Origin of the sequence: Microbacterium sp. NPDC089695, assembly GCF_044749085.1 — a bacterium.
In the GTDB taxonomy this organism is placed as follows: Bacteria; Actinomycetota; Actinomycetes; order Actinomycetales; family Microbacteriaceae; genus Microbacterium.
The window spans coordinates 144582-169169 of record NZ_JBIVHG010000001.1 but is presented as its reverse complement, the minus strand read 5'-3'; the positions used below and the strand labels follow the sequence as shown (position 1 = coordinate 169169).

Genomic DNA, 24588 nt, shown 5'->3' with positions numbered 1-24588 from the left:
GCGGGGAATCGTCAGCCATCCGGACCAGGCCATCTCCGCGGAGGGGGTTGAGCCAACACCGAACACGTGTTAGGTTTTCGCGAATCGGAGCGCTGCGATCGGCGGCGCCGTTCTCGATGAGGAGACACGATGAAGCGATGGATGAGCGCGGCAGCGACCGCGGGACTGGTCGTCTCGGCGCTGGCACTCGCAGGCCCGGCGGCGGCCGGCGGCAACGGCGGGCACGGCGGTGGCACGCCCGGCACGGAGGAATTGAACCGCTGGGCCGTCGACACCTGGACCTCCCTCGACGCCATGACCGACGAGGCGACCGGTCTGCCGTCCGACAACGCCTCGGGTGATCTGCAGACGATCGGCGCCTACACGTCGCCCACGAACATCGGCGGGTACCTGTGGTCGACCGTGACGGCTCGCGACCTCGGCATCATCGGCGAGGATGAGGCGCACGACCGCATGGCCACGACCCTCGACACCCTGGCCGGACTCGAGCGCAACGATGCGAGCGGCATGTTCTACAACTGGTACTCCCCGACGACGGGCGAGAAGCTCACGACGTGGCCGGACTCCGGCGATCCGGTGTACCCCTTCCTCAGCACGGTCGACAACGGATGGCTTGCGGCATCCCTGCGCATCGTGCGCGAGGCGGAGCCCGCGCTCGCGGCAGAGGCCGACGCCCTGTACGACTCGATGGACTTCGGGGCGTTCTTCGACCCCGCCGGAGCCGCGGGCCTTCCGGCAGGCACCAACCGCGGAGGGTTCTGGGATGCCGCGCCGCCGGACTGCAGCGTCGAGGCGCCGATGTACAACGGCTCCGGCGAGACCGCGTACTACACGTGCCACCACTACGACACGACCGTGAGCGAGAGCCGCATCGCGACCTACCTCGGGATCGCCAACGGGCAGATCCCCGCGACCGCGCTGTACGGCACACATCGCACGATGCCGCCCGGATGCGACTGGGCCTGGCAGGAGCAGCTCCCGCAGGGCGAGTACCGCACCTACGACGGCGTCGAGGTCTGGGAGGGCACGTACCAGTACGACGGAATGTCGTTCGTGCCCAGTTGGGGCGGCAGCATGTTCGAGTCGCTGATGCCCGACCTCCTCGTGCCCGAGGCGAAGTGGGGTCCGAAGTCGTGGAAGCTCAACCACGCGATCACGGTCGCGGTGCAGAAGCAGCACGGGCTCGATGAGGCCGGCTACGGGTACTGGGGCTTCTCACCCGCCAGCAACCCGTTCGGCGGATACGCCGAGTACGGCGTCGACATCGCCGGCATGCGGGCAGACGGCTACACCTCGGATGCCGAGCAGACCGACGTCGACGTCGACCGGCCCGGATGCTCCACGGGCACGAACCCCGAGCCCGCATTCGGCGACGGCGTCGTCACCCCGCACGCGGCGTTCCTCGCCCTGCCCTACGACCGCGACGGCGCGATCGCGAACCTCGAGGGCATCGAGCAGGATCTCGGCGCCTACGGTCCCGGCGGCTTCTACGACGCGGTCGCCGTGAAGAGCGGCGCGATCGCCGAGCGCTATCTCTCACTCGACCAGTCGATGATCATGGCGGCGATCGGCAACGAGCTGACGAAAGATACACTCAAGGACTACTTCGTGGACCGCGAGATGGAGCAGACGCTGCGGCCCGCGATGAAGCAGCAGGTATTCGGCTCGTCGTGGGGAGCGGGACACGGCCACGGCGGCTGATCCCGGCTCGGCCCTCGTCGAAGGACAGGAGCGGGACGATGGGCGCGGATGAGCAGCGGGCCGCGGGGCGCAAGCCCCGCGGCCCCTATGCCGCAGGGCAGGCGCGACGGCAGGCGATCGTCGACGAGGCGCTCTCGGTGTTCTCCCGCACGGGATTCCGCGGCGGATCCCTGCGCGAGATCGCGAAACGCGTCGGCGTGACGCCGGCGGGTCTGCTGCACCACTTCGCCGACAAGGAGGAGCTCTTCGCGGAGGTGCTCCAGCAGCGCGACGCCAAGGTGCGGGCCGCCGCGGGCGACCCGGCCGAGCACGCACTGCTCGAGCAGGCGACGCGCGTGGTCGCATACAACCGGACCTCCCGCGGCCTCACATCGCTGTACGTGATCGTCTCGGCCGAGGCGACCGACCCCGAGCATCCTTCGCACGACGACTTCGCCGCGCGCTACCGCGACCGGGCGGCCGAGGCCGAGGCCATCCTCCGCCTCGGCCAGGCAGCCGGGGAAGTACGACCGGAGATCGATCCCGCGCACGCCGCGCGGCTCATCAGCGCGGTGATGGACGGCATCCAGCTGCAGTGGCTGCTCGACGACACCGTCGACATGGTCGCGCTGTTCGAGGAGTTCGTGGCCCGGTATCTGCTGCCGATGCCCGGGACGGGCGGCTGACCGATCCCCGCATGGCTGGACGAACAGGATGCCGTGGCCGGCCGCCCGGGGAATCGTCAGCCATCCGGCCGAGGCCGAACGGCGCGTCAGTCGCGGGCGGTCTGCAGCAGCGCCCAGAGCTCGGCCCTGGCCGGGAACGACGACAGGTCGGCGCCGAGCAGAGTCCCCGCCTGCGCGATGCGTGCCCGCAGGGTGTGCCGGTGGATGCCCAACGCCGCCGCCGCCGACTCCGCCTTCGCGTCGTGCTCCAACCAGGTGCGCAGCGTGCCTTCGAGATCGTTCCCCGAACGCGCGTCGCTCTCGCGCACCGGGGCGAGACGCGAGTCCGCGAGCAGGCGGGCCTCGTCTGTCGCCAGCGCGCCCAGGATGCTGGTGCTCACCGCGTCCGCGTAGCGGAAGACCCCGGCATCCGACTGCTGCAGCAGCGCGGTCACGGCCTGCGCATGCGCACGCGAGAACGCGTCGTAGGATTCGGGGCCGGAAGCGCCCATGCGCAGGCCGAACCGCGCGGCCGCGTCGTCGAGCAGCGCCTCGTCGCCCGCCGACACGCACACCGTGACGCCCTCGTCCGACTCGGCGAGGAACGAGGCGACACCGTCTTCGGCGCGCCGATGCTCCCACCAGTCGATGAGGGGTCCGGCCGGCGCATCGACCGCGACGGCCACGACGATCGGGGCGGGCGGGATCCCGCCCAGCACGCGACGAGCGAGCCCGGGGTCGTCGTCGAGCAGCGAGACGAGCAGCTGCGAGTGCAGGCGCCGACGACTGCGGGAGAGCTGCTCGCTCTGCTCCAGAGCGAGGCCGGCCATCGCGATCACCGACGTCACGACCGTGCGGGCCTCGGCGTCGAGCGCGTCGATCGCGAGCGCGATCACGCCGCGCAGGCGCCCACCGCGTCCCACCGTGAACAGCATGAACGTCTGTTCGCCGATCGTGAGCGACTGCCCGGCCTCGAGTCCGCGAGTGAGCACCTCCGACACGTGCGCGGCGAGATCGGACTGCCGACGGGCCGAGAGATCGGCGCTCGGATGCGAGACCTGCAGCGCGCCGGCCGCGTCGTACATCCCGACCCAGACGCCGAGTCGTCTGCCGAGTTCGGCGAGGGTCGCATCCAGGCCCCGGGGTCGCAGTGCGGCGAGCGCCAGGGCGCGCTGCGTGTCGAGCGCCCAGGAGCGCCGTGAGTAGGCCTGCGCCGCGATCGCCTCGGAGTGCGCCCGCGCCACCGCGATGAACGGTGTGCGGTAGGGCACCTCGAACAGCGGCATCCCCCGTCGTGCGCACGCGGCCGTGAGCTCATCGGGGATGCCGGCGCGATGCACCTCCGTGCCGAATCCGAGCCCCTGCACTCCGCGATCGGAGAGACGGTCGACGTACACGTCGACGTCGGTCTCGGTGTCGAACTGGGTTCCGGTGGTCAACAGCACCAGGTCCTCGGCGAGGAACGGCGTCGGGTCGGCGAGATCCGAGCTGTGCACCCAGCGCAGCGGGCCGTCGAGCGCGCCGTCGGGCAGGGTGTCCTCGGCGGAGACGAGCCGGAGCCCGAGGTCGCGTCGCCGGAACAGAGCGCGCAGCGTCGGCTGATCGGCGATCTCCATGCTCTTCTCCTTCCCTGATGTACACGCGGGCGAAATGCTCATCCAGATTGTACAGTCGGGCGAATGCAGGCCGTGTGAGCGCGGTCGTACGCTCGCGACATGGCTCTCCTCGACACCGATACCGCGACCGTTCCCCTCGGCGGACCCGACCTCCCGCAGGAGCGTCGCCTCGTGACCGAGCTCCCCGGACCCCGCTCGGCGGAGATCCTCGCCCGCAGGGCCCAGGCCGTTCCCGCGGGCGTGGGGCACACGGTTCCCGTCGCGGCGGTCGCCGCCGGAGGAGGCGTCGTGGTCGACGCCGACGGCAACTCGCTCATCGACCTCGGCTCCGGCATCGCGGTGACGTCGGTCGGCAACGCGCACCCGAAGGTGGCGGCGGCCGTCGCCGCACAGGCGGCGCAGTTCACGCACACCTGCTTCATGATCTCGCCGTACGAGTCGTACATCGAGGTCGCCGAGGCGCTCAACCGCCTCACCCCCGGTGACTTCGCCAAGAAGACCGCCCTCTTCAACTCCGGTGCCGAGGCGGTCGAGAACGCGATCAAGATCGCCCGCAAGCACACGGGCCGTCAGGCCGTCGTCGCATTCGATCACGGCTACCACGGCCGCACGAACCTCACGATGGCGCTGACCGCCAAGTCGATGCCGTACAAGAGCGGCTTCGGACCGTTCGCGCCCGAGGTCTATCGCGCCCCCATGTCGTACCCGTTCCGCGACGGACTGGCCGGCCCCGAGGCCGCCGCCCGCGTCATCCTGCAGCTCGAGAAGCAGGTCGGCGCCGACAACCTCGCGGCCGTCATCATCGAGCCGATCCAGGGCGAGGGCGGCTTCATCGTCCCGGCCGAGGGCTTCCTGCCGGCGATCCTCGACTGGTGCCGTGCTAACGGCGTCGTCTTCATCGCCGACGAGGTGCAGACCGGCTTCGCCCGCACCGGGCACATGTTCGCCAGCGAGATCTTCGGCATCGAGCCCGACCTCGTCACGACCGCCAAGGGCATCGCGGGCGGTCTGCCTCTCGCCGCCGTCACCGGCCGCGCCGAGATCATGGACGCCTCGCACGCAGGCGGCCTGGGCGGCACCTACGGCGGCAACCCGATCGCCTGCGCAGCGGCGCTCGCCGCGATCGACGTGTTCGAGAACGACGGCGTGATCGAGCGTGCGCAGGAGATCGGCACGATCCTCCTCGGACGCCTCGCCGACATCCAGGCGCGGGACGCCCGCATCGGCGACATCCGCGGACACGGCGCGATGATCGCCGCCGAGTTCGTCGACCCCGAGACCAAGGCTCCGGATGCCGCGCTCACCGCAGCCGTCGCCAAGGCCGCGATCGCGAAGGGCGTCATCGTGCTCACCTGCGGGACGTACGGCAACGTCATCCGCTTCCTCCCGCCGCTCTCGATCGGCGACGACCTCCTGAACGAGGGGCTCGACGTCGTCGCGGAGGCGCTCGCCTCCGCCTGACCCGACCGCCACGAGCGGCCGGCACACACGTCCGGTCGCGACTCGTATCGGGGGATAACGAGTCGCGACCGGCACATTCTTTCCAACGAAGGAGAAGCAGATGGCTGAGATCACCCGTGACGTGCTGATCGTCGGAGCCGGCGCCGCCGGCCTCACCGCGGCGAACGACCTGCGCAAGGCCGGCCTGTCGGTCGCCGTGCTGGAAGCCCGAGACCGCGTCGGCGGTCGTCTGTGGACCGACGTGATCGACGGCGCGATGCTCGAGATCGGCGGCCAGTGGGTGTCGCCCGACCAGGAGGCGCTGCAGGAGACCATCGCGGAGCTCGGGCTCGAGACCTACAGCCGCTACCGCGAGGGCGACAGCGTCTACGTCGGCCCGGACGGACAGGTGCACCGCTTCACCGGCGAGATGTTCCCCGTGTCCGCCGAGACCGAGAAGGTCATCGCCGAGGTCACCGAGCGCCTCGATGCCATGGTCGCCGAGATCGACCCCGACCGCCCGTGGGAGCACCCGAAGGCCGAGGAGTGGGACACGGTCACGTGGGACGCGTGGCTGCGACAGCAGACCGACGACGACGAGGCCGTGCGCAACCTCGCCTTCGCGACCGGTTCCGCGATGCTCACCAAGCCGACCCACTCGTTCTCCCTCCTGCAGTCGCTGCTCATGGCGGCATCCGCGGGGTCGTACTCGAACCTCGTCGACGCCGACTTCATCCTCGACAAGCGAGTGGTCGGCGGCCTGCAGCAGGTGCCGATCCTGCTCGCCGAGCGTCTGGGTGACGACGTCGTCCTGAACCAGCCGGTGCGCACGCTCGAATGGGGCGCCGACGGCGTGACCGCCACGACGGACGAGCTCACGGTGCGCGCCCGCTTCGCGATCCTCGCGCACGCGCCGGTGCTGTACGACCGCATCTCGTTCGTCCCGCCGCTGCCGCGTCGCCAGCACCAGCTGCACCAGCACCTGTCGATGGGCTTCGTCATCAAGGTGCACGCGGTCTACGAGACCCCGTTCTGGCGCGAGCAGGGACTCAGCGGCACCGCCTTCAGCCCCTACGAGCTCTCGCATGAGGCCTACGACAACACCAACCACGGCGATGAGCGCGGCACGCTCGTCGGCTTCGTGAGCGACCAGAACGCCGACGACCTGTTCGCGCTGTCGGCCGAGGAGCGCAAGGAGCGCATCCTCGAGTCGCTGTCGCACTACTACGGACCCGAGGCCAAGAACCCGGTCGTCTACTACGAGAGTGACTGGGGCACGGAGGAGTGGACGCGCGGGGCCTACGCCGCGAGCTTCGACATGGGCGGCCTGCACCGCTACGGCGCCGACCTGCGCAGTGCGGTCGGACCGATCCACTTCGCGTGCAGCGACATGGCGGGCGCCGGCTACCAGCACGTCGACGGGGCGATCCGCATGGGTCACCTGGTCGCTGCGAACATCGTCGAGTCGACGAGGGATGCGGGCGACACGACCGAGGCCGTCTGATGGGCGGGTCGATCGTCGTCGGCTACACCGCGACGGATGCCGGTGCGGATGCCGCGGCGCTCGGCGCCCGTCTGGCACGCAGCCTCGGCGCGGTGCTGCGCCTCGTGATCGTGCTCCCGTCCGAGGGCACGCGCAACGCCGCCGTCGCCCCTGAGCGCGCCTACGAGGACCACCTGCGGCGCCAGGCGACGCAGTGGCTCGAGGAAGCCGTGAGCGGTCTGCCGCAGGAGCTCGTGCGCACCGGGCACGTGCGGTTCGGCGAGTCGTTCGCCGAGGGGCTGATCGCCGCAGGCGAGGAGTTCGGCGCCCGGCTCATCGTGGTCGGCGCGGCCGGAGGGTCGCTGTTCGGGCGCCACCGCCTCGGCAGCGTGGCCTCCGAGCTGCTGCACTCGTCGACCATCCCCGTGGCCCTCGCGCCGGCCGGCACCTCCACGCAGGACGACCACGTGCTGCCGCGCGTGACCGTCGCCGTGGGCACCCGTCCCGGTGCCGAGAACCTGCTCGACGAGGCCGCCGCGGTGGCCGGCGACGCGCACGTCGCGCTGCGTCTCGTGTCGCTCGTGCCATTCGACGTGCCGCCCGGCCTCGACACCGGATCGATCCGCCTGGTCGGCGACGAGCATTCCCGTGAAGTGCTCGCGGTCGCGCAGGGGCTGCTCCCCGAGACGGTCGACGCCTCGATGCAGGAGGCGCACGGCGACACCGTCGAAGACGCGGTCGCGCACCTCGACTGGCTGCCCGGCGAGGTCGTGCTCGTGGGATCCAGCCGCCTCGCCCAGCCTCGCCGGCTGTTCCTCGGGTCGACCGCGGCGAAGATGCTGCACGAGCTGCCCGTTCCCATGATCGTCGTCCCGCGCACTCGCGCCGAAGCAGGAGTCCGCTGATGAGCAGCTCGAACAGGGCGACGGAGCCCTCCGGTGTGACGACCGGCATCTCGCAGAAGGGCCTCAGCGTCGGCACGGTCGGCGTGATCGGCGCCGTCGTGATCGGCGTCTCGACGATCGCCCCGGCGTACACGCTCACCGCCTCGCTCGGCCCGACCGTCGCGGTCGTGGGCACGCAGGTGCCCGCGATCATCCTCGTGGGCTTCATCCCGATGCTCCTCACCGCGTTCGGGTACCGCGAGCTCAATCGCGAGATGCCCGACTCCGGCACCTCGTTCACGTGGGGCGTGCGGGCCTTCGGCCCGTGGATCGGATGGATGACGGGGTGGGGCCTCATCGCCGCGACCGTGATCGTGCTGTCGAACCTCGCGGGCATCGCGGTCGAGTTCCTGTTCCTGCTGATCGCGCAGCTGTCGGGCAACGCGGCCATCGCCGACCTGGCCTTCAACCCGTTCATCAACGTCGTGGTCTGTCTGCTGTTCATGCTCGGCGCGACGCTCGTGTCGTACCGCGACATGCAGACGACGCAGAAGTTCCAGTACATCCTCGTGGGCTTCCAGGTGCTCGTCCTGGTGGCGTTCGCGACCGTCGCGATCGTGAAGGCTGTCACGGGCGACGCCCCCGACCCGACCCCGTTCTCGTGGTCGTGGTTCAACCCGTTCGAGGTGTCGACGTTCAGCGCCTTCGCCGCCGGGCTCTCGCTGTCGATCTTCATCTTCTGGGGCTGGGACGTCGTCCTCACCATGAACGAGGAGACCAAGGATCCGGCCAAGACCCCCGGTCGCGCCGCGATGGTCACGGTGTTCGTGGTCGTCAGCCTGTACCTGCTGCTCGCGATCGGCCTCATCATGTTCGCGGGCGTCGGCGACGGCGATCTGGGCCTCGCGAACGAGGGCATATCCGCGAACGTGTTCTTCGCGCTGTCCGACCCGATCCTCGGACCGCTCGCGTTCCTCGTGTCGCTCGCGGTGCTGTCGAGCTCGGCGGCCTCGCTGCAGTCGACGGCCGTCGGCCCCGCCCGCACGCTGCTCGCGATGGGTCACTACGGCGCACTGCCGAAGAAGTTCGCGAAGGTCAGCCCGCGGTTCTTCACCCCCGGGTACTCGACCATCGTGTCGGCCGTCGTCGCCTCGGTGTTCTACGCCGTCATGCGCCTCGTCAGCGAGAACGTCCTCACCGACACGATCCTGTCGCTCGGCATGATGATCTGCTTCTACTACGGCCTCACCGCGTTCGCGTGCGTGTGGTACTTCCGCAAGCAGTGGTTCGACTCGACCAGGAGCTTCTTCTTCACGTTCCTGTTCCCGCTCGTCGGCGGCGCGATCCTCGCGGTGCTGTTCGTCACGACGCTGATCGACTCGATGGACCCCGCCTACGGCAGCGGATCGAGCATCGGCGGCGTCGGACTCGTGTTCGTGCTCGGCGTCGGCATCATCGGCGTCGGCATCGTCGTGATGATCTGGCAGTCGATCAAGCGCCCCGCGTTCTTCCGCGGCGAGACCCTGGGCGCCGACGCCCCGCCGAGCCTCCGCCGCCGCTGAACACCCACCGACCTCAGCCGCCCGTCCCCAGAGAAAGTGAATCCATGAGCACTCAGACAGAGAAGGCGCTGCTCGACAGCATCCCCACCGGCCTCTTCATCGGGGGTGAGTGGGTGGACGGCGAGACCGGGGCGACCTTCGACGTGCAGGACCCGTCGACGGGCGCTGTCATCCGGACCATCGCGGATGCGACGCCGGGCGACGGCATCCGCGCTCTCGATGCGGCGGTCGCCGCGCAGGACGCGTGGGCGGCCACCGCCCCGCGCACCCGCAGCGACATCCTGCGCCGTGCGTTCGACCTCGTGCAGGAGCACAAGGAGGACATCGCGCTGCTCATGACGCTCGAGATGGGCAAGCCGCTCGCGGAGGCCCGGGGCGAGGTCGGGTACGGCGGCGAGTTCCTGCGCTGGTTCAGCGAGGAGGCCGTGCGCATCAGCGGACGGTACGGGATCAACCCCGAGGGCACCGGCCACATGGTCGTGTCGCAGCGCCCGGTCGGTCCGTCGTTCTTCGTGACGCCGTGGAACTTCCCGTTCGCGATGGCGACCCGCAAGATCGCCCCCGCGCTCGCCGCCGGCTGCACGGTCGTGATCAAGCCGCCGGCACTCACGCCGCTCACCACGATGTTCTTCACCTCCCTGCTCGAGAGGGCGGGACTGCCCAAGGGCGTCGTCAACGTCGTGCAGACGTCGAAGTCGTCGGCGCTGTCGGCTCCGATCATCGCCGACCCGCGCCTGCGCAAGCTGTCGTTCACAGGGTCGACCGAGGTGGGCCGCAAGCTCATCGCCCAGGCCGCCGACGGGGTGCTGCGCGTGTCGATGGAGCTCGGGGGCAACGCGCCGTTCGTCGTGTTCGACGACGCCGACCTCGACAAGGCGGTGGAGGGCGCGCTGCTGGCGAAGTTCCGCAACATCGGCCAGGCGTGCACGGCCGCCAACCGCTTCATCGTGCACAAGGACGTCGCGGGCGAGTTCGCCAAGCGCGTCACCGAGCGGGTCGAGGCCATGAAGATCGGCCGCGGCACCGAAGACGGCGTGGCGATCGGACCGCTCATCGACGCGGATGCCGTCGCCAAGGCGGGCGAGCTCGTCGATGACGCCGTCGAGCGCGGCGCGACCCTGCTCGCGGGCGGCAAGGCGCTGGAGGGCGCCGGGTCGTTCTACGAGCCGACCGTTCTCACCGACGTCGTCGCCGGATCCGCGATCCTCCGTGAGGAGATCTTCGGCCCGGTGCTCGCGATCGCGACCTTCGAGACCGAGGAGGAGGCCGTGCGCCTCGCGAACGACACCGAGTACGGTCTCGTGTCGTACGTGTTCACCGAGAACCTGCAGCGCGGCCAGCGGATGATCGACGGTCTCGAGACGGGCATGATGGGTCTCAACGTGGGCGTGGTGTCGAACGCCGCGGCTCCGTTCGGCGGTGTCAAGCAGTCGGGCGTGGGCCGCGAGGGCGGTCTCGAAGGCATCCACGAGTACCTGTCCACCAAGTACACGCTGATCCCGGTCTCCTGACCGGAGCCAGAGGAGGAGAGAACATGACCGAATACGCCGTCATCAACCCCGCCACCGGAGAGACGCTGCAGTCCTTCGACACGTTCACGGATGCGCAGATCGAGGATGCCGTCGCGGCGGCCGACACCGCGCATCGCGAGTGGTCGCGGTCGTCGACCGTGGCCGAGCGCGCGGCGCTCGTGCGCCGCATGGCCGAGCTGCACCGCGAGCGCCGCGAGGAGCTCGCCGACGTCTTCGTGCGCGAGATGGGCAAGCCGCGCGAGGCGGCGCTCGGCGAGGTCGACTTCGCGGCCGACATCGCCGAGTACTACGCCGATCAGGCCGAGGCGATCATGGCCGACCAGCCGATCGCCATCCTCGGCGACGGCTCGGCGATCATCCGCCGGTCGTCGCTCGGTCCGCTCGTGGGCATCATGCCGTGGAACTTCCCGGCGTACCAGATCGTCCGCTTCGCGGCGCCGAACCTCATCGTCGGCAACACGATCCTGCTGAAGCCCGCTCCGCAGTGCCCGGAGTCGTCGTCGGCGATCGCTGCGATCTACCGCGACGCCGGGTTCCCCGAGGGGGCCTACCAGAACGTGCTCGCCACCAACGAGCAGATCGCGACGATGATCGCCGACCCGCGCGTGCAGGGCGTCTCGCTCACCGGCTCCGAGCGGGCCGGTGCGGCGGTCGCCGAGATCGCCGGACGCCACCTCAAGAAGGTCGCGCTCGAGCTCGGCGGCTCCGACCCGTTCATCGTGCTGTCGACCGACGATCTCGACGCGACCGTGCAGGCGGGCGTCGACGCGCGCCTCGACAACAACGGCCAGGCGTGCAACGGCGCCAAGCGGTTCATCGTCGTCGACGGCCTGTACGACGCGTTCGTGGAGAAGTTCACGGCGGCGATGGCCGCGGTCGAGGCGACCGACCCCATGCTCGACGACACCGTGCTCGGCCCCGTCTCGTCCGAGACCGCGGCCGAGAACCTGCAGAAGCAGGTCGACACGGCGGTCGCGCAGGGGGCGACCCTGCTCGCCGGTGGCACGCGCGACGGGGCGTTCTTCGCCCCGACCGTGCTGGCCGACGTCACCCCCGACATGGACGTCTACCGCGAGGAGCTCTTCGGCCCCGCGGCCGTCGTGTACCGGGTGGCCGACGAAGACGGCGCGGTGGCGCTCGCGAACGACACGACCTTCGGCCTCGGCTCGTACGTCTTCACGACCGACGCCGAGCAGGCCGAGCGCGTCGCCGACAGGATCGAGGCCGGCATGGTCTACGTCAACCTCGTGCTCGCCGACAGCCCCGAGCTGCCCTTCGGCGGCATCAAGCGCAGCGGCACGGCCCGTGAGCTCGGGCACCTCGCAGCCGACGAGTTCGTGAACAAGAAGCTCATCCGCATCGGCTGAGCTCGTCAGGCGGGGGAGGGGCGGATGCCACGGCATCCGCCCCTCGTCGTCTCTGACGCGTGCGCATCTGCAGGAGGATTCCCCGGATGCAGGACGGATGCCGGGGTTCTGGTCCTGCATCCGTGCGCCGGTCCTGCAGGTGTGCCCGAGCCGGAACAGGACGGATGCCGGGTGCCTCGCACGGATGCCGTCAGTCGGCGCGGTCGAGGTAGGCGAGCACGGCCAGCACCCGGCGGTTGACACCGGAGCCGGCGGCGAGGCCGAGCTTCGTGAAGATCGTGTTGATGTGTTTCTCGACGCCGCTCTGGCTCACGAACAGGCGCTCCGCAATGGCCGCGTTGCTGTGCCCCTCGGCCATGAGCTCGAGCACGGCCGCCTCGCGTTCGCTCAGCTCGCCGACGCCCTGATCGGCGCCCGAGCGGTCGGCGATCAGGCGTCGGATCACCTCGGGGTCGAACGCCAATCCGCCCTCCGCGACGCGCACGATCGCGTCGAGGAAGCCGGCGATGTCCGATACGCGGTCCTTGAGCAGGTATCCGACCCCGCCGCGGCCGTCGAGCAGCAGCTCGCTCGCGTAGCGGCGTTCGACGTGCTGCGACAGCACGAGTACGGCGACGGACGGATGCTCCTGCCGGATGCGCAGTGCCGCGCGGATCCCTTCGTCGACGAAGTCGGGTGGCATCCGCACATCGACGATCACGAGGTCGGGCTCTCCGGCCGCGAGCGCCGCCATGAGCGCGTCGGCGTCGGCCACCGCGGCGACCACCTCGTGGCCCTCGGCGACCAGCAGTTGAGCGATGCCCTCGCGGAGCAGTGTCGAGTCCTCGGCGATCGCTATGCGCATGGGATCACTGCCTCGATCACGGTCGGTCCGCCGGCGGGGCTGTGCACCGACAGTCGACCGTCGCGAGCGGCCACCCGTGAGGCGATGCCCGACAGGCCCGTGCCCGAGGCATCCGCTCCACCGACGCCGTCGTCCTCGATCGCGACGGTGAGGAGTCCGGCATCCGTGCGCACGCCGATCGTGATCGATGTCGCCTGCGCGTGCTTGATCGCGTTGGTCACGGCCTCGCTCGCGACGAAGTACGCGGCGGTCTCGGCCGCCCTGTCGGTGATCGGGGTGGGGTCGACATCGAGGTGCACGGGCATGGCGACCCGGTCGCGCAGCGCCTCCAGGGCCGCCGCGAGACCGTCGCGCTGCAGCATCTCGGGGTAGGTGCGCCAGGCGACGTCGCGGAGGTCGTCGAGGATGTGCTGCGTCTCGTCGCGGGCCGTGCGCAGCAGGGGAGCGCCGTCGACGGCACCCGACCGCTCGACCCGCGCGAGCAGGATCGACAGCGCGACGACCCGCTGCTGCACCCCGTCGTGGATGTCGCGCTCGATGCGGCGGCGCTCGGCGTCGACCGCATCCACGACCTCGTCGAGAGTCGTGTGCAGGCGCACGACCTCCTGCGAGAGCTCCCCGGCGCCGGGGCGCTGGAAGGCGTCCCACGTGCGGCGTTCGAGCCACGCGATGCCGCCGAGGCCCGACAGGGCGAGGAAGAGGAGCACGAGGCCAGGCACGACGAAGAGACCGACCGTCGCCCAGGTGACCCGGCCCGGGCGCGCGCTGAACAGGTCGACCGGACCTCCGGTGGTGGCCGCGGCGAGCATCTGCACCCCCACCACGAGCCCCGCCGCGATCAGCAGCAGGATGCAGAGCACGACCAGCTGCAGCAGCGCCGACAGGGCCAGCAGTCCACGGGTGCGCCGGGCGGGAGGCGGCGTGCGTCGGGGGATGCCGTCGACGCCGGTCAGCCGTGCCGCCAGTGCGTCGAGCACACGGGATGCCGGTGCCCGGGGCGTCGTGACGACCGCGACGACCGTGGCGGGCAGCTGCGTGATCCCCGAGGCGGTGCCGCCGAGCATCCGCAGCACGTCACGCACGATGGGGCGGGAAGCGGGCGCGGCGTCGGCGGACGTCATGCTCCCATTGTGCCGGTCAGACCGTGGGAGTGCCCTGCACGCGCTGTCGCACCCGCATGACCACGAACACCGAGACCGCGACGATCACGGCGGCGACCACGACGAGCTGCAGACCGTCGGCGTACTGCTCGATGCGGTGCCACTGCTCGCCGAGCAGGTAGCCGGCCATCACGAACACGGTGTTCCAGATCGCACTGCCGGCGGTAGTGAGGAGGGTGAAGCGGATCAACGGCATCCGCTGGATCCCCGCGGGGATCGAGATGAGGCTCCGGAAGATCGGGATCATCCGGCCGAAGAACACCGCCTTCGATCCGTGCTTCGCGAACCAGGCCTCGGAGCGGTCGACGTCGCTGACCTTCATGAGCGGCATCCGGTCGACGATGCGCCGCAGCCGCACCGGGCCGAGCCACGCGCCGAGCCCGTACAGCGCGAGCGCGCCGACGATCGAGCCGACCGTGGTCCACACGAGCACCTCCCACAGCACGATCGAGCCCTGGCTCGCGGTGAAACCGGCGAGCGGCAGGATGACCTCGCTGGGGATCGGCGGGAACAGGTTCTCGATCGCGACCGCGACTCCGGCGCCGACGCTGCCGAGCGCCTCCATGAGGGCGATCGCCCAGTCCGCGAACAGGCCGAGGCTCTCAGAGGTGTCCATGCTCTCGACGCTACGGAGCCTGACGGATGCCGTCACTGCGGCTGCCCGTCGACCGGGGTGCGGAAAACCGGAAACACGCGATCGGCTCCCTGACCCTCCCTCGGCCTCGTGCGCTTCCCTCGGCCGGATTCGGGCGAGATGGCCGAGCGAAACGCACGAGGCCGAGCGGAGCCGGCCGGGGCGACCGAGCCGAGGTGCATGCCAACCCTGTGCCGACCACACGGGCGTAGGGTCGGGATCATGGCCTCCGTCGCAGAGAACATCGTCAAGACGCTCACCGCCAACGGCATCGACCGGGTCTACGGACTCCCCGGCGATTCGCTCAACGGCTTCACCGACGCACTGCGCAAAGACGGGAGCGTCCGCTGGGTCCACGTGCGCCACGAGGAGTCGGCCGCGTTCGCCGCGGCGGCGGATGCTGCGCTCACCGGCGACCTCGCCGTCGTCGCGGGCTCGTGCGGCCCCGGCAATCTGCACCTCATCAACGGGCTGTACGACGCGAACCGCTCGCGCGTGCCCGTGCTCGCGATCGCCGCGCACATCCCGACGGCCGAGATCGGCACGGGGTACTTCCAGGAGACCCACCCGCAGGAGCTGTTCCGCGAGTGCAGCGTGTACGTCGAGTACGTGGCCGATCCGCGGCAGATGCCCCGGCTGCTGGAGGTCGCGATGCGTGCGGCGATCGAGCAGCGCGGCGTCGCGGTGCTCGTGATCCCCGGCGATGTCGCCCTCGCGGACATCGCCGACGACCGTGCCGTCGTGATCGAGCGCACGCGTCCGGTGGTGGTGCCGAGGGGCGACGAGCTCGAGCGTGCGGCGGCGCTGCTCAACGCCTCGAAGAAGACGACGATCCTGGCCGGCGCCGGGGTCGAGGGGGCGCACGACGAGGTCATCGCGCTCGCCGATCGCCTCGGCGCGCCGATCGTGCACGCGCTGCGCGGCAAGGAGTTCATCGAGTACGACAACCCGTTCGACGTCGGGATGACGGGACTCCTCGGGTTCGCGTCCGGATACCGCGCCATGGAGGCGGCCGACACGCTGCTCGTGCTCGGCAGCGACTTCCCGTACGAGCAGTTCTACCCGGAGCGCGCGACCACCATCCAGGTCGACATCCGCGGCTCGCAGCTCGGCCGACGGCATCCGCTCGATCTGGGTCTGGTCGGCGACGTCAAGGCGACCGTCGAGGCGTTGCTGCCGCGACTCGCCGCGCAGTCCGACCGTGGCCATCTCGACGATGCGACCGCGCACTACCGCCGGACGCGGGCGAAGCTCGACGATCTCGCGACGCCGTCGAAGAAGGGGCGCCCGATCCATCCGCAGTATCTCGCCAGGCTCCTCGACGAACAAGCGGCGGACGACGCGATCTTCACGGCCGATGTGGGGTCGCCGACCGTGTGGGCCGCGCGCTATCTGTCGATGACCGAGGGGCGGCGGCTGATCGGATCGTTCACGCACGGGTCGATGGCGAACGCGCTGCTGCACGGCATCGGTGCTCAGGTCTCGCACCCCGACCGGCAGGTGGTCGCGCTCGCGGGCGACGGCGGTCTCGCGATGATGCTCGGCGAGCTGCTCACGCTCACGCAGAACCGGCTGCCGGTGAAGACGGTGGTCGTGAACAACTCCTCGCTGAACTTCGTCGAGCTCGAGATGAAGGCCGCCGGTTTCGTGAACTTCGGCACCGGGCTCGACAACCCGAGCTTCGCGGCGATCGCCGAGGCCATGGGCATCTTCGCGCGGCGCGTCGAAGACAGCGATGATCTCCCCGGTGCGCTCGCCGAGGTGCTCGCCCACGACGGTCCGGCCCTGCTCGACGTCGTCACGGAGCGCCAGGAGCTCTCGATGCCGCCGGCGATCGAGGCCGCCCAGGTCAAGGGCTTCGCGCTGTACGCGATCCGCACCGTCATGTCGGGTCGCGGCGACGAACTGCTCGACCTCGCCCGCGCGAACTGGCGCCAGCTGCTCTGAGGCGCGCCGCCGCGGCATCGTGTTCCGGGATATCGCTGTCGATGGCGGGCGCCCATCTAAAGTGACTACTAAACGTCCTCGTATGGAGTCACTATGAGTTCCTTTGTCGCCGGGAGCACAGTCGAGACCAGCGGTCGACTCGCGGCGTTCAATCCGTCGAGCACTTCGATCTCGTGCGGGCTGTGAGGAGCGGATGGGCGATCTGCTGCTCGGTCCTCATGGCGCTGATGGTCAGCGGATGCGCGGCGGAGCAGCCCGCTCCTGTGGGTGATGCGGTCGGGGGCTCACTGGCGGACGTCACCTCGTCTGCTCCTGACGCCGGGTTCCTGATCCAGGACGCATCGACGCGGGTGGGGTTGTCGGCGTCCTTCTCCCTCGGGACGTCGAGCCCTGACGAGTGGACGGTCGTGGCGGCCTGCGCCGACAGCGAGGACCTGCACGAGGCGCGGAACGTGGAGGTCGCGATCCTGCCGGCGACGTCCTACCCCGAGGTCGCGGGTCGGGTGGCGGCCGGAGAATTCCGCGATCTCGTGAGTTGCGACGGACTGGACCATCGGTGACGCGCGCTGCGCGCCGCCGCGAAGCGCCCGCCGGTTCGGCAGGGCGCGACGGATGCCGTATGCTTGACGAGCAGTTGTTGTCTGCATTCTTTCGCCGTGCCCCGGGTCTTCGGATCCGAAGCGGTGGCAGGATGGAGGCGACACCCCGAGACCGTCCGGTCTCTAGGGCGGTAGCTCAATTGGCAGAGCAGCGGTCTCCAAAACCGCAGGTTGCAGGTTCGATTCCTGTCCGCCCTGCGCGTCAGCGCCACGCTGACACACGAAAGGTACATTCAGGATGGATCAGGACGAACCGCGCGGCGACGTCGTCGCGGCCGGTGCCACCCGGGAGACGAAGGGCAACGCCTTCTCACGGTTCTTCGGGAGCATCGCCCTGTTCTTCCGTCAGGTCATCGCAGAGCTTCGCAAGGTCGTCACGCCGACCCGCAAGGAGCTGTTCAAGTTCACCGCGGTGGTGCTCGTCTTCGTTCTGATCGTCATGGGCATCGTCTACGGACTGGACACCCTGTTCGCCTGGGTGACGCACATCGTGTTCGGGGTTCCCGACGCGTGACGACCTGCGGCTCCGGCTGCAGTGATGGGAAAGAAGCAACGTGTCTGAACGATATTCCGACGACGCCGACTGGGCGACAGCCGCAGAGCAGTCCAGCGAGGAGGACGAGGCCCAGGAGGGCAACGTCCTCGCCGCGGAGGAGCTCTCCGTCACGTCCGCCGAGCATGTCGCCCTCCACGTGGAGGATGCCGACGGCGACGACGAGACCGGTACCGAAGAAGACACAGACATCGACATCGACGACCCGGAGGCGGATGCGATCGTGAACGACGCGCTCAACCTGGACGAAGCAGCGGAGTCCGAGGCCGCCGCTGAGGTTCTCAACGACGCCGTGGCGGAGGACGCCGCGGAGCAGGAGGCCGAGGCGGCCGACGAGGTGACGCCGTACGACGGCCCCGACGTGAACGGCGAGGACGACCGTCCCTCCGCCGACGACGACGCCGACGAGTCCGAGGAGGACCCGTACGAGGCCTTCCGCATGGACCTGCGGATGCTCCCGGGCAAGTGGTACGTCATCCACTCGTACGCGGGCTTCGAGCGCAAGGTCAAGGCGAACATCGAGCAGCGCAAGTCGACGCTCGAGGTCGAGGACGAGATCTACCAGATCGAGGTCCCGATGGAGGACGTCGTCGAGATCAAGAACGGCCAGCGCAAGATGGTCAACCGCGTGCGCATCCCCGGCTACGTGCTGGTGCGCATGGAGCTGAACGAGGACACCTGGTCGGTCGTCCGTCACACCCCCGGTGTCACCGGCTTCGTGGGCAACGCCCACAACCCGACGCCGCTGCGCTTCGAGGAGGCCTTCAACATGCTGAAGGCGCTCGTCGAGGTCAAGGACGTCCCGACCGCCAAGAACATCGCGTCGAAGGGCGGCGTCGCCGTCGCCCGCCCGGTGCAGGCCGAGGTCGACTTCGAGGTCGGCGAGACCATCACCATCAAGGAGGGCTCGTTCGCGGGTCTTCCCGGTTCGATCAGCGAGATCAAGCCCGAGAGCGGCAAGCTCACGGTGCTCGTCTCCCTGTTCGAGCGCGAGACTCCGGTCGAGCTGTCGTTCGACCAGGTCACCAAGATGATCTGACGCTCCGCGTCGCACGAAGAGGCTGTCCCCGTCGGGGCGGCCTCTTCGCGTTCGGGGACGGACGGAAGATGGAAGACGCCGCGGAAAGCACCCCTTCCGGAGCGTTTTCCATCTCTCGTCACGTCGGGTAGACTGTTGTGGTTTGTGCGCTGCTTTCGCGCGCGTGCGGACGACCACGGTCCGGAGATGCCGGTCTCGTGGGAGAAGCGGATGCTCCGGCATCCGATTCGACGAAAGGAAAGAGAATGGCACCGAAGAAGAAGGTGACCGGCCTGATCAAGCTTCAGATCAACGCCGGTGCAGCCAACCCGGCGCCGCCGATCGGCCCCGCGCTCGGTCAGCATGGCGTCAACATCATGGAGTTCTGCAAGGCGTACAACGCCGCGACCGAGTCGCAGCGCGGCAACGTCATCCCCGTGGAGATCACCGTCTACGAGGACCGCAGCTTCACGTTCATCCTGAAGACCCCGCCGGCTGCGGAGCTCATCAAGAAGGCCGCCGGCGTGCCCAAGGGCTCGTCGACCCCGCACACCGTCAAGGTCGCGAAGATCACCAAGGAGCAGGTCCGTCAGATCGCCGAGCAGAAGCAGGCCGACCTGAACGCGAACGACATCGAGGCCGCCTCGAAGATCATCGCCGGCACCGCCCGCTCCATGGGCATCACGGTCGAGGGCTGAGGAGAATAATCATGGCTACCAAGTCCAAGGCTTACAAGGCTGCCGCCGAGAAGATCGAGGCAGACCGTTTCTACACCCCGACCGAGGCCGTCAGCCTCGCGAAGGAGACCGGCTCCGCGAAGTTCGACGCCACCGTCGAGGTCGCGCTGAAGCTCTCGGTCGACCCGCGCAAGGCGGACCAGATGGTGCGCGGCACCGTCATCCTCCCGCACGGCACCGGCAAGACCGCCCGCGTCATCGTGTTCGCCACCGGCCCCGCGGCCGAGGCTGCGATCGCCGCAGGTGCTGACGAGGTCGGCGGCGCCGAGCTCATCGAGAAGGTCGCCGGCGGCTGGACCGCGTTCGACGCGGCCGTCTCCACCCCTGAGCTCATGGGCCAGGTCGGTCGTCTCGGCAAGGTGCTCGGCCCGCGTGGTCTGATGCCGAACCCGAAGACCGGCACCGTGACCCCGAACACGGCCAAGGCCGTCGAGGAGATCAAGGGCGGAAAGATCGAGTTCCGCGTCGACAAGCACGCCAACGTGCACTTCGTCGTCGGCAAGGCGTCGTTCTCGGCCGAGCAGCTCGACGAGAACATCAAGGCGGCCCTCGAAGAGGTCGTCCGCCTGAAGCCGTCGAGCTCGAAGGGCCGTTACATCCAGAAGGGCGCCGTGTCGACCACGTTCGGCCCCGGCATCCCGCTGGACGTCAACGCCATCTGAGCATGACTCCGGAGAGGCCCTCGCATCATGCGGGGGCCTTTCCTGTTCCCGCTCCTCGACCTCGTCACGGTGACTCGCAACGTCATCCGACTGGGATGCCGTCGCACATCCCGCGTAGGGTGAGGGAGTTCCGCGCACCACAGCACCCGCGCACCACAGCACCCCAGGAGGGTAACCCCATGTCCCGTCGCCTGATCGCCGTCACCGCTCTCGTCCTCGGCGCCGCCGCGCTCACCGCGTGCAGCGGCAGCACCGCTCCGGCCGAGACCAGCTCATCGCAGGGCGCGGGCGACGACTACGGACTCGTCACCGGTGGCACGCTGACGGTCGCGACCGAGGGCACGTACCGTCCGTTCAGCTTCCACGAGGATGACGGCACCGGCCCGCTCACCGGCTTCGACGTCGAGATCATCCAGGCCGTCGCCGACAAGCTCGACCTGAAGGTCGAGTTCCAGGAGACACAGTGGGACGCGATCTTCGCGGGCCTGGATGCCGGTCGCTTCGACGTGATCGCGAACCAGGTCAGCATCAACGACGAGCGCGAGGAGAAGTACCTGTTCAGCTCGCCGTACACGGTCTCGCCCGGTGTGATCGTCGTGAACGACGACGATGACTCGATCTCGTCGTTCGCCGACCTCGACGGCAAGACCACCGCGCAGTCGCTCACGAGCAACTGGTACGAGCTGGCGACCGAGTCGGGTGCCAAGGTCGAGGGCGTCGAGGGCTGGGCGCAGGCCGTCGAGCTGCTGCGTCAGGGGCGCGTCGACGCGACCGTCAACGACAAGCTCACGTTCCTGGACTACGAGACGACGAACCCGGACTCGGGTCTGAAGATCGCCGCCGAGACCGATGAGGCGGGCGAGCAGGCGTTCGTGTTCACGAAGGACAAGACGGCGCTCGTCGAGGCGATCGACAAGGCGCTCGACGAGCTGCGCGCCGACGGCACGCTGGCCGAGATCAGCGACAAGTACTTCGGCGAGGACGTCACCCAGTAAGCGGGCGTCACCCACGAACCGATGGACAATCCCTGGCAGCTGTTCCTCGACTCCCTCGGGCCGATCGCCCTGCAGGGACTGACGGCGACCGTGCCGCTCGCGCTCGTGTCGTTCGCCCTCGGGCTCGCGATCGCGATCGGCGTCGCGCTCATGCGCATCTCGATCAACCCGATCGTGTCGAACGTCGCGCGGTTCTACATCTCGGTGATCCGCGGCACACCGATGCTCGTGCAGCTGTTCGTGATCTTCTACGGTCTGCCGTCGATCGGGCTCAAGCTCGACCCGTGGCCGAGCGCCATCATCGCGCTGTCGCTCAACGTGGGCGGCTACGCCGCCGAGGTCGTGCGCGCCGCGATCCTCTCGGTGCCGAAGGGGCAGTGGGAGGCCGCGTACACGGTCGGCATGAACCGCACGCACACGCTGACGCGCATCATCCTGCCGCAGGCCGCGCGGGTCTCGGTGCCCCCACTGTCGAACACGTTCATCTCGCTCGTGAAAGACACCTCGCTCACCTCGCTCATCCTCGTGACCGAGCTGTTCAAGGTGTCGCAGCAGATCGCGGCGGCGACCCTGCAGTTCATGACCGTGTACCTCGCCGCGGCGCTCGTGTACTGGGTGTTCTGCCTCGTGCTGTCGTTCGGGCAGAGCGCCCTCGAGAGGAGGCTCGACCGCCATGTCGCGCACTGACCCCCGGTCGACGGGCGAGCCGCTCCTCACGGCCCGCGGCCTGCACAAGAGCTTCGGCGACAACGAGGTGCTCCGCGGCATCGACGTGACCCTGCATCGCGGCGAGGTCGTGGTGCTGATCGGGCCCAGCGGCTCGGGCAAGACCACGGTGCTGCGCTCGCTCAACGGCCTCGAGACGCCGGATGCGGGCACGCTCGAGGTCGCGGGCGGACCGGCGATCGACTTCGCACCATCGGGGCGGGGGAACGCGCGCGAGCAGAAGCAGAAGCGGTACGCGCTGCGGGACCGCTCGGCGATGGTGTTCCAGCAGAACAATCTCTTCCCGCATCTCACCGTGCTCGAGAACGTGATCGAGGGGCCGTGGCGCGTGCAGAAGCGGCCGAAGGCCGAGGTCGTCGCCGAGGCCCGCACGCTGCTCGCTCGCGTCGGCCTCGCCGACAAGGAAGGCGCCCGCCCGCACGAGCTCTCGGGTGGTCAGCAGCAGCGCGTCGGCATCGTGCGCGCACTCGCGCTGCGACCTGACCTGCTGCTGTTCGACGAGCCGACCAGCGCGCTCGACCCGGAGCTCGTGGGCGAGGTGCTGCTCGTGATCAAGGAGCTCGCCGACGAGGGCTGGAGCATGGTCGTCGTGACCCACGAGCTGAGCTTCGCGCGCGAGGCCGCCGACCGGGTGCTGTTCATGGACGGCGGCGCGGTCGTGGAGGAGGGTCCGCCCTCGGAGATCTTCGGCGCCCCGCGCCATGAGCGCACGCAGCGCTTCCTCACCCGCATCCTGCGCCCGCTCGACGGCGACTGACCGGATCTCCTGCCCGGATGCAGGTCGGAACGACGGATGCATGCCGATTCCGGCCGTTCCGGCATGCATCCGTCGGCTCGGCATGCAGGTGAGCGGGGCGGCCCGCGGGCCTCAGGCCAGGACGGGCAGGACGAGGCTGATCGCGAGGGTGATCATGACGACGGCGATGAGTCCGTCGAGGATGCGCCACGAGCGCTCGGTGCGCAGCCACCTGCCGAGGTAGCGGGCGCCGAAACCGAGGGCCGTGAACCACAGGATGCTCGCGGCGACCGCCCCGGCGGCGAACAGCCAGCGCTCTTCGCCGTGGGTCGCCGCGATCGAGCCCAGCATCAGCACGGTGTCGAGGTACACGTGCGGGTTGAGCCAGGTGAGCGCAAGGACCGTGAGGATCACGGGTGCCAGGCGGGTGCGAGTGCGCGTGGCCGTCGCGACGCCACCGCCGGCATCCGGCTCGTCGTCCGCGGCATCCACCCGCAGCTCCTCGCCCCCGCGCCACGCACGACGGGCCGCGAGGATTCCGTAGGTGAGCAGGAACAGCGCGCCCGCCCACCGGGCGACGACCACGAGCCAGGGGGCGGCGGAGATCACGAAGCCGAGCCCCGCGACGCCCGCGACGATGAGCAGCGCGTCGGACAGCGCGCAGATGATCACGACGGGCAGCACGTGCTCGCGGCGGATCCCCTGGCGCAGCACGAAGACGTTCTGTGCGCCGATTGCGACGATGAGGGAGAGGCCGAGTCCGAGACCCGAGAAGAGCGAGAGCATGCCTCCACGCTAGATCGCGGCAAACATGAGCACCAGCGAGGATTACTCATGAACCATTAGCATCGCTTATGTGAGAATCGATCCCGAGCTCGCGGCGACGATCGCCGCCGTCGCCGACGAGGGCACGTTGGACGCCGCCTCCCGTGTGCTGCGCATCACGCCGTCGGCGGTGAGCCAGCGGCTCAAGACCCTGGAGCAGCAGCTCGGCCGCGTGCTCGTCGTGCGCAGCAAGCCGGCTCGTCTGACGGAGGCGGGCGAGGCCGTCGTTCGGCTCGCGCGCCAGATCGCCCTGCTCGAGCACGACGCCCTGGGCGGGCTGGGACTCGACGGAGAGACGCCGCGCCCCCGCATCCCGCTCGCCGTGAACGCCGACTCGATGGCGACCTGGTTCCTGCCGCCGCTCGCGCGGCTGTCGACCGCGCTCGGCGTCGACGTCGACCTGCACCGCGACGATCAGAACTTCACGGCGCGACTGCTCGAGTCGGGTACGGTCATGGCGGCGGTCACGAGCGAGGCGACGCCGGTGGCCGGATGCTCGGTCTCACCGCTCGGTGTGCTGGAGTATCGCGCGATGGCCGAGAGAGCGTACGTCGACCGCTGGTTCGCCGACGGAGTGACGCCGCAGACCCTCGCCGCCGCGCCGTTCGTGGACTTCGACCGCCGTGACACGCTGCAGCACGAGTGGCTCGCGACGCGCGGTGTCGCTGCGGCCGGGGTGCCCCGACACTACGTGCCGGCATCGCACGACTACGCCCTCGCGGTGCGTCTCGGGCTCGGGTGGGGCATGGTGCCCCGGCTGCAGGACGACGGAGATCTCGTCGACCTGGGCGGGCCGCCGCTGCGCGTGGCGCTCTACTGGCAGCAGTGGAACCTGCGCTCCGAGCTGCTCGACACCATCGCTGTCGAGGTCGCCGCCGAGGCCCGGCGGGTGCTCGCCGCCTGACGGGGCGGGGCCGACGGGC

23 protein-coding genes and 1 tRNA gene are annotated in these 24588 nt (G+C 69.7%); 19 read left to right on the top strand and 5 right to left on the bottom strand.

The features are described from left to right. Positions 1–129: 129 nt before the first annotated feature. A complete protein-coding gene (locus tag ACIPYT_RS00875) occupies positions 130–1701 on the top strand; it encodes a glucoamylase family protein (RefSeq protein ID WP_401069524.1) in 1572 nt (523 codons plus the stop codon). A 38-nt stretch (positions 1702–1739) separates the two neighbouring features. Continuing rightward, complete coding sequence (locus ACIPYT_RS00870; RefSeq protein ID WP_401069522.1) at positions 1740–2366, top strand: TetR/AcrR family transcriptional regulator; 627 nt, start codon at positions 1740–1742, stop codon at positions 2364–2366. 86 nt (positions 2367–2452) lie between these two features. Here the strand turns inward: ACIPYT_RS00870 and ACIPYT_RS00865 are convergent, their stop codons facing one another. Continuing rightward, on the bottom strand, positions 2453–3961 hold the full coding sequence (locus ACIPYT_RS00865) for a PucR family transcriptional regulator (protein ID WP_401069519.1): 1509 nt from the start codon (positions 3959–3961) through the stop codon (positions 2453–2455). Positions 3962–4060: 99 nt separating this feature from the next. Here ACIPYT_RS00865 and gabT point away from each other — a divergent pair, with 99 nt between their 5' ends. The 6 genes from gabT to ACIPYT_RS00835 all read left to right on the top strand — a co-directional run bounded on the left by gabT (position 4061) and on the right by ACIPYT_RS00835 (position 12229). Next, positions 4061–5422 carry a 4-aminobutyrate--2-oxoglutarate transaminase gene (gene gabT, locus ACIPYT_RS00860; RefSeq protein ID WP_401069516.1) on the top strand — a complete coding sequence of 454 codons (1362 nt, stop codon included), beginning with the start codon at positions 4061–4063 and terminating at the stop codon, positions 5420–5422. A 100-nt stretch (positions 5423–5522) separates the two neighbouring features. After that, complete coding sequence (locus tag ACIPYT_RS00855; protein ID WP_401069513.1) at positions 5523–6905, top strand: flavin monoamine oxidase family protein; 1383 nt, start codon at positions 5523–5525, stop codon at positions 6903–6905. Further along, positions 6905–7789: a universal stress protein gene (locus ACIPYT_RS00850; RefSeq protein WP_401069510.1), complete on the top strand. Its 885-nt coding sequence runs from the start codon at positions 6905–6907 to the stop codon at positions 7787–7789. Before ACIPYT_RS00855 ends, ACIPYT_RS00850 begins: the two co-directional genes overlap by 1 nt. Further along, positions 7789–9330 (top strand): APC family permease, encoded by a 1542-nt coding sequence (locus ACIPYT_RS00845; RefSeq protein ID WP_401069507.1) that lies wholly within the window; start codon positions 7789–7791, stop codon positions 9328–9330. The genes ACIPYT_RS00850 and ACIPYT_RS00845 overlap by 1 nt, the downstream gene beginning before the upstream one ends. Before the next feature lie 44 nt (positions 9331–9374). Beyond that, a complete protein-coding gene (locus tag ACIPYT_RS00840; protein WP_401069504.1) occupies positions 9375–10841 on the top strand; it encodes an NAD-dependent succinate-semialdehyde dehydrogenase in 1467 nt (488 codons plus the stop codon). A 23-nt stretch (positions 10842–10864) separates the two neighbouring features. Continuing rightward, positions 10865–12229, top strand: a complete 1365-nt coding sequence (locus ACIPYT_RS00835; protein WP_401069502.1) for an NAD-dependent succinate-semialdehyde dehydrogenase — start codon at positions 10865–10867, stop codon at positions 12227–12229. Between the two features lie 190 nt (positions 12230–12419). Here ACIPYT_RS00835 and ACIPYT_RS00830 read toward each other — a convergent pair whose 3' ends face one another. Genes ACIPYT_RS00830 through ACIPYT_RS00820 form a run of 3 tightly spaced genes read right to left on the bottom strand, consistent with a single transcriptional unit; the run spans position 12420 to position 14849 of the window. Continuing rightward, the gene (locus tag ACIPYT_RS00830; RefSeq protein WP_401069499.1) at positions 12420–13073 is read right to left on the bottom strand and encodes a response regulator; all 654 of its coding nucleotides are present in this window, start codon (positions 13071–13073) and stop codon (positions 12420–12422) included. Further along, positions 13064–14194 (bottom strand): sensor histidine kinase, encoded by a 1131-nt coding sequence (locus ACIPYT_RS00825; protein ID WP_401069496.1) that lies wholly within the window; start codon positions 14192–14194, stop codon positions 13064–13066. The genes ACIPYT_RS00830 and ACIPYT_RS00825 overlap by 10 nt, the downstream gene beginning before the upstream one ends. Positions 14195–14210: 16 nt before the next feature. Beyond that, entirely contained in the window at positions 14211–14849 is a 639-nt protein-coding gene (locus ACIPYT_RS00820; RefSeq protein WP_401069493.1) for a DedA family protein, read from the bottom strand. A 240-nt stretch (positions 14850–15089) separates the two neighbouring features. On the opposite strand from ACIPYT_RS00820, the gene poxB reads away from it, so the two are divergent. The 10 genes from poxB (at position 15090) to ACIPYT_RS00770 (ending at position 22861) form a co-directional block, all read left to right on the top strand. Further along, the gene (gene poxB, locus ACIPYT_RS00815) at positions 15090–16814 is read left to right on the top strand and encodes a ubiquinone-dependent pyruvate dehydrogenase (RefSeq protein WP_401069491.1); all 1725 of its coding nucleotides are present in this window, start codon (positions 15090–15092) and stop codon (positions 16812–16814) included. 182 nt (positions 16815–16996) lie between these two features. Next, positions 16997–17374 carry a hypothetical protein gene (locus ACIPYT_RS00810; protein WP_401069488.1) on the top strand — a complete coding sequence of 126 codons (378 nt, stop codon included), beginning with the start codon at positions 16997–16999 and terminating at the stop codon, positions 17372–17374. A 164-nt stretch (positions 17375–17538) separates the two neighbouring features. After that, positions 17539–17611 (top strand) — tRNA-Trp (locus ACIPYT_RS00805). 40 nt (positions 17612–17651) lie between these two features. After that, positions 17652–17927, top strand: coding sequence for a preprotein translocase subunit SecE (gene secE / locus ACIPYT_RS00800; RefSeq protein WP_401069485.1), 276 nt, complete (start codon positions 17652–17654; stop codon positions 17925–17927). A 40-nt stretch (positions 17928–17967) separates the two neighbouring features. Further along, entirely contained in the window at positions 17968–19005 is a 1038-nt protein-coding gene (nusG, locus tag ACIPYT_RS00795; protein ID WP_401069482.1) for a transcription termination/antitermination protein NusG, read from the top strand. Between the two features lie 245 nt (positions 19006–19250). Next, on the top strand, positions 19251–19682 hold the full coding sequence (rplK, locus tag ACIPYT_RS00790; protein ID WP_247625126.1) for a 50S ribosomal protein L11: 432 nt from the start codon (positions 19251–19253) through the stop codon (positions 19680–19682). An 11-nt stretch (positions 19683–19693) separates the two neighbouring features. Further along, a complete protein-coding gene (rplA, locus tag ACIPYT_RS00785) occupies positions 19694–20383 on the top strand; it encodes a 50S ribosomal protein L1 (RefSeq protein WP_401069480.1) in 690 nt (229 codons plus the stop codon). A 179-nt stretch (positions 20384–20562) separates the two neighbouring features. Continuing rightward, on the top strand, positions 20563–21378 hold the full coding sequence (locus ACIPYT_RS00780) for an amino acid ABC transporter substrate-binding protein (RefSeq protein WP_401069477.1): 816 nt from the start codon (positions 20563–20565) through the stop codon (positions 21376–21378). Positions 21379–21399: 21 nt separating this feature from the next. After that, positions 21400–22065, top strand: coding sequence for an amino acid ABC transporter permease (locus ACIPYT_RS00775; protein WP_401069474.1), 666 nt, complete (start codon positions 21400–21402; stop codon positions 22063–22065). Then, on the top strand, positions 22052–22861 hold the full coding sequence (locus tag ACIPYT_RS00770) for an amino acid ABC transporter ATP-binding protein (protein ID WP_401069471.1): 810 nt from the start codon (positions 22052–22054) through the stop codon (positions 22859–22861). The genes ACIPYT_RS00775 and ACIPYT_RS00770 overlap by 14 nt, the downstream gene beginning before the upstream one ends. Positions 22862–22972: 111 nt before the next feature. Here the strand turns inward: ACIPYT_RS00770 and lysE are convergent, their stop codons facing one another. Next, positions 22973–23626 carry an L-lysine exporter gene (gene lysE, locus ACIPYT_RS00765; protein ID WP_401069467.1) on the bottom strand — a complete coding sequence of 218 codons (654 nt, stop codon included), beginning with the start codon at positions 23624–23626 and terminating at the stop codon, positions 22973–22975. A 70-nt stretch (positions 23627–23696) separates the two neighbouring features. Here lysE and ACIPYT_RS00760 point away from each other — a divergent pair, with 70 nt between their 5' ends. Then, the gene (locus ACIPYT_RS00760) at positions 23697–24569 is read left to right on the top strand and encodes a LysR family transcriptional regulator ArgP (protein WP_401069464.1); all 873 of its coding nucleotides are present in this window, start codon (positions 23697–23699) and stop codon (positions 24567–24569) included. Positions 24570–24588: the final 19 nt, after the last annotated feature.